This window comes from Pseudomonas brassicacearum (assembly GCF_003732265.1).
GTDB lineage: Bacteria > Pseudomonadota > Gammaproteobacteria > Pseudomonadales > Pseudomonadaceae > Aquipseudomonas > Aquipseudomonas brassicacearum_D.
Genome location: NZ_MOBK01000235.1, coordinates 1 through 374 on the forward strand (window position 1 = coordinate 1; position 374 = coordinate 374).

The 374-nt window shown below is 62.0% G+C and carries 1 protein-coding gene; it reads left to right on the forward strand.

Annotated features, from left to right (window positions below):
* Window positions 1–50: 50 nt before the first annotated feature.
* Window positions 51–374, forward strand: a 324-nt coding sequence (locus BK660_RS31020) for an isochorismatase family protein (protein WP_123436434.1), incomplete at its 3' end; no start/stop codon positions are given.

The window sequence follows — 374 nt, forward strand, 5'->3', positions numbered from 1 at the left end:
GCTCAGCCAGAGGACAATGTCGCAAAAGCCCCACCCCAAGGAGCCCCAGAATGTCCGTTCCAAAAACGATGTTTCAACTCAGCGGTCGCGGTTACGCAGCGGCCACACTGAGCCATGCCACCGTGGTCATCATCGATGCCCAGAAAGAATATCTCAGTGGCCCGCTGGCCCTGAGCGGCATGGACGCGGCCGTCGCGAACATCAAACAAGTGGTTGCCGCAGCCCGTGCAGCCGGTCGGCCGATCGTGCACGTGCGTCATCTCGGCACCGTCGGTGGCTTGTTCGACCCGCAGGGCGAACGCGGCGAATTCATCCCGGGCCTCGAGCCACAAGGCGATGAAACCATTATCGGCAAACTGCTGCCGAGCGCGTTC